The 9,278-nt window shown below is 61.6% G+C and carries 8 protein-coding genes; 7 read left to right on the top strand and 1 reads right to left on the bottom strand.

The features are described 5' to 3' along the window. Positions 1–342: 342 nt before the first annotated feature. Complete coding sequence (locus EC919_RS18915) at positions 343–522, bottom strand: hypothetical protein (RefSeq protein WP_133775922.1); 180 nt, start codon at positions 520–522, stop codon at positions 343–345. A gap of 271 nt (positions 523–793) precedes the next feature. On the opposite strand from EC919_RS18915, the gene EC919_RS18910 reads away from it, so the two are divergent. The 7 genes from EC919_RS18910 to EC919_RS18880 all read left to right on the top strand — a co-directional run bounded on the left by EC919_RS18910 (position 794) and on the right by EC919_RS18880 (position 9,271). After that, on the top strand, positions 794–1,534 hold the full coding sequence (locus EC919_RS18910) for a flagellar basal body rod protein FlgF (RefSeq protein ID WP_133775921.1): 741 nt from the start codon (positions 794–796) through the stop codon (positions 1,532–1,534). Positions 1,535–1,581: 47 nt separating this feature from the next. After that, positions 1,582–2,370 (top strand): flagellar basal-body rod protein FlgG, encoded by a 789-nt coding sequence (gene flgG, locus EC919_RS18905; protein ID WP_133775920.1) that lies wholly within the window; start codon positions 1,582–1,584, stop codon positions 2,368–2,370. A 97-nt stretch (positions 2,371–2,467) separates the two neighbouring features. Then, a complete protein-coding gene (gene flgH / locus EC919_RS18900) occupies positions 2,468–3,181 on the top strand; it encodes a flagellar basal body L-ring protein FlgH (protein WP_065987267.1) in 714 nt (237 codons plus the stop codon). Between the two features lie 13 nt (positions 3,182–3,194). Further along, the gene (locus EC919_RS18895; RefSeq protein ID WP_133775919.1) at positions 3,195–4,304 is read left to right on the top strand and encodes a flagellar basal body P-ring protein FlgI; all 1,110 of its coding nucleotides are present in this window, start codon (positions 3,195–3,197) and stop codon (positions 4,302–4,304) included. 12 nt (positions 4,305–4,316) lie between these two features. Further along, on the top strand, positions 4,317–5,615 hold the full coding sequence (flgJ, locus tag EC919_RS18890) for a flagellar assembly peptidoglycan hydrolase FlgJ (RefSeq protein ID WP_133775918.1): 1,299 nt from the start codon (positions 4,317–4,319) through the stop codon (positions 5,613–5,615). A gap of 10 nt (positions 5,616–5,625) precedes the next feature. Further along, on the top strand, positions 5,626–7,668 hold the full coding sequence (gene flgK, locus EC919_RS18885; protein ID WP_133775917.1) for a flagellar hook-associated protein FlgK: 2,043 nt from the start codon (positions 5,626–5,628) through the stop codon (positions 7,666–7,668). Between the two features lie 13 nt (positions 7,669–7,681). After that, positions 7,682–9,271: a flagellar hook-associated protein 3 gene (locus EC919_RS18880; RefSeq protein ID WP_133775916.1), complete on the top strand. Its 1,590-nt coding sequence runs from the start codon at positions 7,682–7,684 to the stop codon at positions 9,269–9,271. The last annotated feature ends 7 nt before the right edge of the window (positions 9,272–9,278 follow it).

The raw sequence follows: 9,278 nt of genomic DNA, 5'->3' as shown, positions 1-9,278 counted from the left end.
TCCAGAATCCGTAGGAGCCGGCTTGCTGGCGAATGCGGCGTGTCAGGCGATTGATACGTGACAGGCACACCGCCTTCGCGGGCAAGCGCGCTCCTACAGTGGATCTCGGCAAGCCACAAATTTTGTGGAGGATACAGAATCCGTAGGAGCCGGCTTGCTGGCGAATGCTGAGTGTCAGGCGATTGATTCGTGTCAGGCATACCGCGTTCGCGAGCAAGCTCACTCCTACAGGTTTTGCGTCGAGCAGGGATATCCGGTTATGCCGAGATCATTGTAGGACCGGCTTTAGCCGGGAAGGCGGCGTGTCAGGCGATCAATCCGTCACAGGCGAAACGAAACAACTCAAATCGAACAATCCGACTTCACATACGCGGCGCTGATCCGCGTCCAGCCTTCGCCCGGGCTGGTCTGGGCGCAGACCGTTCGGTGGGCGCCCTGCCAGAGGAAATACGGGGCCTGTGCCGCCCAAGCGGCAAACGAGCCGGCAATCAATGTGAGGAGCAGGGCAATGCGCAGACCCATGACAGTTTTCCGTAGCGACTGAAGCGAATTCACAAAACGCTGCAAGTTTCGCACCCCATGGAGAGTTTTCTGGCGCTCGCTGCCGTCGGCTTGCAGGAAACCGGCAGTCTGCTGTCGCGCGGCGACGAAAACCGGACTCACGTCCATGGAAAGCGGCCGGAATCATTGAAGAATCAACGCTTTGTATCACCGTTGAAAAACTGGTTCGATTATTGCTATGACCTGTTCAGTACAGCTACAGGCGGCAAGCGTCTGTCGGAGGAGGAAGACTGTGGACAAGTTGCTATACGTGGCCATGAGCGGAGCGTCGGAAAACGCCATCGCCCAAAAGGCCCATGCCAACAACCTGGCAAACGTTTCGACCAACGGGTTTCAGCGCGACCTTGAGCAGGCGCGCTCGATGCCGGTGTTCGGTGAGGTCAACCCGTCCCGGGCGTACGCCATGAGCGAACGTCCCGGCACTGACTTCAGTCAGGGTGCGATGGTCGACACCGGCCGCGATCTGGACGTCGCCGTCAAAGGCAACGGCTGGATGGCGGTGCAGACAGCGGATGGCGGCGAAGCCTACACCCGCACCTCCAGCATGAACATCGACGCCCTCGGCGTGTTGCGTGATGGCAATGGTTTGCCGGTCATGGGCAACAGCGGGCCGATCGCCGTGCCTCCGCAGCAGCAGATCGAGATCGGCGCCGACGGCACGATCAGTGTTCGCTCGCTGGGCGAGAGCCCGCAGGTCATGGCCCAGATCGACCGCATCAAGCTGGTCAAGGGCGACCAGACGACCATGGAAAAAGGCCCCGACGGTCTGATGCACACCAAAAGCGGCAAGCCGGCCCAGGCCGATGCCGATGTGCAGGTCGAATCCGGGTTTCTGCAGGCCAGCAACGTCAACGCCGTTGACGAGATGACGTCGGTGCTGGCGCTGTCCCGCCAGTTCGAACTGCACATCAAGATGATGAAGACCGCCGAGCAGGATGACGAGTCGATGGCTCGCGTCTTGCAAATGGGCTAATGACTGACAGCTTGCGCCGATAAACAGGCGCTCGAGGAGATTCAAACATGCTTCCGGCACTCTATGTTGCTAAAACCGGTCTGGCCGCCCAGGACACCAACCTGACGACCATTTCCAACAACCTGGCCAACGTTTCGACCACCGGTTTCAAAAGCGACCGTGCGGAATTCCAGGACCTGCTCTACCAGATCAAACGTCAGCCAGGCGCTCAGTCCACTCAGGACAGCCAGCTGCCATCGGGCCTGCAGCTGGGTACTGGTGTGCGCATCGTCGGCACCCAGAAAAACTTCACCGCCGGCAGCCTGCAGACCACCAACCAGCCGCTGGACATGGCGGTCAACGGCCGCGGTTTCTTCCAGATCCGTCAGCCTGACGGCACCGTGGCCTACACCCGCGACGGCACGTTCCACCTGGACAGCAACGGCCAGATCGTGACCGCCAACGGCTACGCGCTGGAGCCTGCGATCGTCGTTCCGCAGGATTCGCAGACCTTCACCGTCGGCGAAGACGGCACTGTGTCGATTACTACGTCGGCAAACGCCGCGACGCCGCAGGTCATCGGGAATATTCAGACCGCCGATTTCATCAACCCGGCCGGGCTGCAATCCCAGGGCGGCAACCTGTACCTGGAAACCGCTTCCAGCGGCGCGCCGCAAGTGGGTACTCCGGGCCTGACGGGGCTGGGCGTGGTCAAGCAGAACACCCTGGAAAACTCCAACGTCAGCACCGTTGAAGAACTGGTGAACATGATCACCACCCAGCGCGCCTACGAGATGAACTCCAAAGTGATCTCCACCGCTGACTCGATGCTCCAGTACGTCACGCAGAACCTGTAAGCCGGTCTTGAAACACCTGATGTCCTGCTGCGAAACACCTGATCAATTACAAGGGGCGCCTGAAAAACGCCTGTTACACCGCGAGGTTTTAAGTGTCATGAAACGGCTCTCTGTATTGCGGCTTTCCCTGTTGGCAGCTCCTGTGTGCGGTATCGCGCTGCTGACCGGCTGCGTTGCGCCTGCGGCCAAACCCAATGACCCTTATTACGCGCCGGTGTTGCCGCGCACGCCGCTGCCATCAGCGGCCAGCAACGGTTCGATTTATCAGGCCGGTTTCGAGCAGAACCTGTACGGCGACCGCAAGGCCTACCGGGTCGGCGACATCATCACTATCACGCTTTCCGAGAAGATGGCCGCCAGCAAAGCCGCGAGCTCGGGGATCAGCAAGACCAGCAAAACCAGTCTGGGCCTGACCTCGCTGTTTGGCGCGGGCGTGAGCACCAACAACCCGGTCGGTGGCGGCAACCTCAGCCTGGACGCCGGCTACACCGGCGACCGCGCCACCAAGGGTGACGGCAAGGCAGCGCAGAGCAACAGCCTGACCGGCTCGATCACCGTGACCGTCGCGGACGTGATGCCCAACGGCATTTTGCTGGTGCGCGGCGAGAAGTGGATGACCCTGAACACCGGTGACGAACTGGTGCGCATCGCCGGCCTGATTCGCGCCGACGACATCGCCACCGACAACACTGTGTCGTCGACCCGCATTGCCGATGCACGCATTACTTATTCCGGTACAGGCGCGTTTGCCGATTCCAGTCAGCCAGGCTGGTTCGACCGATTCTTCCTCAGCCCGTTGTTCCCTTTCTGATAGCGGGATAGCCATGATCACGTTCAAGCAACTGATAGCGGCAGCGCTGCTGTTCACCACCGCACTCGGCGCCCACGCCGAGCGCCTGAAGGACATCGCCAGCATTTCCGGCGTACGGACCAACCAGTTGATCGGTTACGGTCTGGTGGTGGGGCTCAACGGCACGGGTGACCAGACCACCCAGACGCCGTTCACCCTGCAGACCTTTAACAACATGCTCTCGCAGTTCGGCATCAAGGTCCCGTCGGGTTCCGGCACCGTGCAGTTGAAAAACGTCGCGGCTGTGGCCGTGTACGCCGACCTGCCGCCGTTCGCCAAACCGGGTCAGCAGATCGACATCACCGTGTCGTCCATCGGTAACTCGAAAAGCCTGCGCGGCGGCGCGCTGTTGATGACCCCCATGAAGGGTATCGACGGCAACGTCTATGCCGTGGCCCAGGGCAACCTGGTGGTCGGCGGCTTCGATGCCGAAGGCCGCGACGGTTCGAAGATCACCGTCAACGTTCCGTCTTCCGGGCGTATCCCCGGCGGCGCATCGGTTGAACGTGCCGTGCCGAGTGGTTTCAACCAGGGCAACTCGCTGACCCTGAACCTCAATCGCAACGACTTCACCACCGCCAAGCGCATCGTCGACAAGATCAACGACATGCTCGGCCCTGGCGTTGCTCAGGCGCTGGACGGCGGCTCTGTGCGGGTCACCGCGCCGCTGGACCCCAACCAGCGTGTTGATTACCTGTCGGTGCTGGAAAACCTGGAAATCGATCCAGGCCAGACGTCGGCCAAAGTCATCATCAACTCGCGGACCGGCACCATTGTCATCGGCCAGAACGTCAAGGTCTCGCCGGCAGCCGTTACCCACGGCAGCCTGACGGTGACCATCACCGAAGACCCGATCGTCAGCCAGCCGGGTGCGTTCTCCAACGGCCAGACCGCTGTGGTCCCGCGTTCGAAGATCAACGCCCAGCAGGAAATGCACCCGATGTTCAAGTTCGGCCCGGGCACCACGCTGGATGAAATTGTCCGCGCGGTTAACCAGGTGGGTGCAGCCCCAGGCGACTTGATGGCGATTCTCGAAGCACTGAAACAGGCTGGCGCGTTGCAAGCCGACTTGATCGTGATTTAAGAGGCAGACTCAATGAGCATTCCAAGCGGCGGCGTTTCGTCAGGTGATTCAGGTGCGTACACCGACCTCAATCGTCTGACGGCCATGAAAACCGGTGATCGCGACAGCGAGGGCAACCTCAAGAAAGTCGCGCAGGAATTCGAGTCGCTGTTCGTCAGTCAGATGCTCAAGGCCATGCGTTCGGCCAACGAAGTGCTGGCCAAGGACAACCCGATGAACACCGCGGCGACGCGGCAGTATCAGGACATGTATGACCAGCAGCTGTCGGTGAGCATGTCTCGCGAAGGCGGCGGTATTGGTCTGCAGGACGTGCTCATGCGTCAGCTGTCGAAAAACAAGGGCACTGAAGTTGCACCGGCCAGCACCGGGCTTGTGTCCGGCGGCAAAACGGAAGCGAAGGTCGACGGCAAAGCCGATGCGCCTGCGCAGACCGGCCTGGCCACGCGCATCGCTCAGCGTCCGCTGTGGGCCACCCGTTCGGTCGCCGCGCCCGCCGCAGCCGATGGCACCGTGCACAACGACGTCGCCGCGCTGAATTCCCGTCGCCTGTCGCTGCCGAGCAAACTCAGCGACCGCATCCTGGCCGGCATCGTGCCGACCACTGCCACAACCCCTGCTGCAGGCCAGGACGCGAGCGCCGGCGCCACCACACTGAAGAACCGCATTGCCGTTTCCAATGCCGTGGCCGCCGCGAAGAGCGCAGGTTCTCAGAACAATGGCGACTGGACTGTCGGGCCGCAGTACGCCGCTGACGCCGACGCTTATGTGCGCAGCCGCGTGCAGACGCCGCTGGCGCCGGGCAAGAGCGCCTTCGCCAACCGTGATGATTTCGTCGCCACGATGATGCCCCTGGCCAAGGACGCTGCCGCCCGTATCGGCGTCGATCCGAGCGTGCTGGTGGCCCAGGCTGCGCTGGAAACCGGCTGGGGCAAATCGATCATGCGTCAGTCCGATGGCGGCAGCAGCCACAACCTGTTCGGCATCAAGGCCCAGGGCGGCTGGAAAGGGCCGGAAGCCCGCGCCATCACCAGCGAGTTCCGCGACGGCAAGATGGTCAAGGAGACCGCGGACTTCCGCGCCTACGACTCGTACGCCAGCAGCTTCCACGACTTGGTGAGCTTCCTGCAGAACAACAATCGCTATCAAGAAACCCTGAAATCCGCCGATAACCCGGAACAGTTTGTGAAAGAGCTGCAGAAGGCCGGCTACGCAACCGACCCGTCCTATGCCAGCAAGATTTCTCAGATAGCGAAACAGATGAAGAGTTACCAGACCTACGCATCCGCCTCGGGCTCTTCCACGACTTTATAAGGTTTGAACCATGTCACTGATCTCAATCGGGCTTTCGGGACTCACCGCCAGCAGCGCAGCATTGACGACGATCGGCAACAACACTGCCAACGTCGACACGCAGGGCTACTCGCGTCAGCAAGTGATGACCACCGCCGGGGCTCAGCAGAATATCGGTGTCGGTTTCATCGGCACCGGTACGACGTTGTCCGACGTGCGCCGCATCTACAACGGCTACCTCGATAACCAATTGCAGACCAGCACATCGCTCAACGCCGACGCCACCGCGTACCTGGGCCAGGCCAGCAAGCTCGACTCGATCCTGTCGGACAGCTCCACCGGCGTCAGCACCGTGCTGGCGAAGTTTTTCACCGACCTGAGCGCCCTGGCCTCCAAGCCGACTGACACAGCTGCCCGTACGACGTTTCTGACCAGTGCATCGGCGCTGGCCGGTCAGTTCAACACCATCTCGGCGCAGATGAAGGACCAGAACGCCAGCATCAATACCCAGCTGACCACGGCAACAGGGCAAGTGAACGCCCTGGCATCGTCCATTGCCACCCTTAACAAGCAGATCACCGAGGCGCAGTCTTCCGGCGGTCAGCCCAATACGCTGCTTGATTCGCGCACCGAGGCGGTACGCCAGCTCAACGAACTGGTCGGCGCCAAGGTCGTTGAAACCAACGGCAGCTATGACGTTTATATCGGCACCGGCCAGCCGCTGGTCACCGGCACCACCGCCAACACACTGAGCGCAGCGCCCAGTGACAGCGACCCCAGCGTGTATGCGCTGAAACTGAAATATCAGAATAGCGTCGTCGACGTTTCAAGCGTGGTGACCGGCGGCTCGCTGGGCGGGCTGCTGCGTTATCGCAGCGACGTGCTGCAGCCAGCCGCCAGCGAACTGGGCCGTCTGGCGGTGGTCGCTTCCGATCAGATCAACACCCAGCTCAACCAGGGCGTGGACGCCAACGGCGACTTCGGCATTAACCTGTTCGCCAGCGTCAATGACCCCAGCCTGACCAGCCAGCGCAGCCTTGCCAACACGACCAACGATCAGTCTTCGGGCAACTTCGCGGTGTCCATTGCCAACAGCGGCGCGCTGCAGACCAACGACTATCAGGTGACCTTCACCGATGCCAGCGGTCAGTACAGCGTCAAGCGTCTGCCGGACGGCAAGGACATGGGTTCGTACAACACCAGCGCCACCACCGCGCCGGTCATCGACGGGTTCTCGCTGAAATTCAACGGCACCTCTACCGAGGGTGACAGCTTCAAGATCAGCCCGACCAAGACCGGTGCCGACGGCATCAAGGTCGTGATGACCGACCCGAAAGACATCGCCTCGGCCAGTCCGCTGACCGGTAGCGCTCTCGTGAGTAAAGGCTCGGGGACGTTCACCCAGCCCGTGTTGTCGACCCAGGCCGACATCTATAACCCGACCGCGACGGCCGATCTGCGTAACGCGCTCACCGCCTCGACGCCGATGCGTTTGCTCATGGGCGATGTCACCAATGGTGCTCAAGCCTATTCGCTGGTCGATGCGCAGGGCGCGGCGGTCAAAGACAAATCCGGGAATGCGATCACCGGCTCGGTGGTGCAGGGCCAGTCCAACGACATCAGTCTGGAAGTGGGTTACACCGACTCTTCGGGTGCTGCGCAGTCGTTCAAGTTCGGCATGACCCTCGCCGGAAAGGCCAACAGCGGCGACACCTACAGCATCGCCATGACCGGCGCCGGCTCTTCGGACAACCGCAACGCGACCTCGGTCGGTACCCTGCAGACCAAACAGACCCTGGACAGCGCCGCCGGCAACGGCACGGGCATGAGCCTGAGCGGTGCCAACGCCAACATGATCACCACGGTGGGCAGCAAGGCGGCCCAGGCCAAGAATGACACCACGGCGACCACTGCCGTGCTGACCCAGGCCAAGAGCGCACGCGACAGCGTTTCCGGTGTGTCGCTGGACGAAGAAGCCGCCAACCTGGTCAAGTATCAGCAGTACTACACCGCGTCGTCGCAGATCATCAAAGCCGCTCAAGCCATTTTCAGCACGCTGATCAACAGTCTTTAAGGAATCGTAATCCATGCGTATCTCAACGACCCAGTTTTACGAAACCAGCGCCTCGAACTACTCGCGCAGTTACGCCAACGTCACCAAAACCGGTGACGAAGTGGCCAGCCAGGTCAAGCTCAACACCGCCGGTGATGATCCGGTCGGCGCGGGCCGTGTGCTGCAGTTGCAGCAGCAGGGCACGATGCTCAATCAGTACAAATCCAACATCGATACGATCAATACCACCGTTGTGCAGACCGAGACGGCCTTGACGTCGATCACCTCGGCGATTCAGCGCGCACAGGAGCTGGTACTGGGGGCGGCGAACACCTCGTTCACCGACAAGGATCGCCAGGCCAACGCCTCCGAGCTCAAGGAGTTGCAGGGGCAGATTCTCGGCCTGATGAACAGTCAGGATGCCGACGGCAGCTATCTGTTCTCCGGGTCCAAGGGCACCACCGCGCCATATTCCGTGAGTTCCGACGGTACCTACAGCTATCAGGGCGACCAGACGCGCAATCTGCTGGCTGTTGGCAGCGGCATTTCCATGGCCAGCAACACCACCGGCTGGGATGCATTCGAACAAGCGACCAACACCACGCGCACCTCGACGACCCTGGTCGCAGGCGCTGATGACGGCGTGATCTCGTTGTCCGGCGGCAGCGTCAGCAATGCCGCCACCTACGACACCAGTTTCACCGCCGGCCAGCCGTACAAGATCTCTTTCACCAGCAGCACGGCGTACACGATCCTCGACAAGAACAACCAGGATGTGACGGGCGAGGCGACGTCTACCGGCAAGTTTGCGTCCACCAGTTCGGCCAACCAGCCCATCACCTTCCGGGGTCTGGAACTGAACCTGAACATCAACCTGACCAAGGATCAGTACGCAGACTCCACGGCTGCAGACGCAGCCGTGAAGGGTCACACCTTCGAGCTCGGCGTCTCCCCCAGCACCGTGAGCACCTCGCGGCTGCCGGCCAACACCTCGACCGATGTGATCACCAGCTCCGTGGTGACCGACCAGGCCGCGTTCGACAAAACCTTCCCGTCGGGCGGCGCTGTCGTGCGCTTCACGGATGCCACCAACTTCAGTCTGTACGCGGCGCCCTATGACCCGGCGACCAGCAAAGCGGTGTCCACCGGCACGCTGAGCGGCAACACGGCAACGGCCTCCGGCGTGACCTTCACCTTCAGCGGCACGCCGCCGGCGCTGGCTGCGGGTGACCAGTTCACCGCGCAGTCCTCGACCCAACAAAGCCAGAACGTGCTGAACACCTTGTCCAAGGTCATCACGGCGCTCAACGGCAAGGTCGATGGCGATCCGATTGCCCAGCAGAAACTGCAGGCGACCATGACGTCCACCATCGGTAACCTGAAAAGTGCGGCCGAGCAGATCATCAATGCCACCAGCGAAGGCGGTGCCCGGGCCAAAACGGCGACCGAACAGGGCGTGACCAACCAGACCATGATCGACAACGGCACCACCGAATCGGGCACGATCACCGCGTCCGACCCGGTCGATGCCATCGCCCGTCTGACCCTGCAGAAAACCATGTTACAGGCGTCGCAGCTGGTGTTTACCCAGCTGTCTGCGCTGAACCTGTTCAGCAAGTTGTAATCGGCCC

This window comes from Pseudomonas graminis (genome assembly GCF_004364335.1).
Taxonomy (GTDB): domain Bacteria; phylum Pseudomonadota; class Gammaproteobacteria; order Pseudomonadales; family Pseudomonadaceae; genus Aquipseudomonas; species Aquipseudomonas graminis_D.
Note: the sequence above shows the minus strand (reverse complement) of the source record. Positions and strands in the feature narration are given on the sequence as shown.

Coding starts and splice junctions, on each gene's coding strand:
- EC919_RS18915 (WP_133775922.1), bottom strand. CDS start 522: ATGGGTCTGCGCATTGCCCTGCTCCTCACATTGATTGCCGGCTCGTTT.
- flgG (WP_133775920.1), top strand. CDS start 1,582: ATGCTTCCGGCACTCTATGTTGCTAAAACCGGTCTGGCCGCCCAGGAC.
- flgH (WP_065987267.1), top strand. CDS start 2,468: ATGAAACGGCTCTCTGTATTGCGGCTTTCCCTGTTGGCAGCTCCTGTG.
- EC919_RS18895 (WP_133775919.1), top strand. CDS start 3,195: ATGATCACGTTCAAGCAACTGATAGCGGCAGCGCTGCTGTTCACCACC.
- flgJ (WP_133775918.1), top strand. CDS start 4,317: ATGAGCATTCCAAGCGGCGGCGTTTCGTCAGGTGATTCAGGTGCGTAC.
- flgK (WP_133775917.1), top strand. CDS start 5,626: ATGTCACTGATCTCAATCGGGCTTTCGGGACTCACCGCCAGCAGCGCA.
- EC919_RS18880 (WP_133775916.1), top strand. CDS start 7,682: ATGCGTATCTCAACGACCCAGTTTTACGAAACCAGCGCCTCGAACTAC.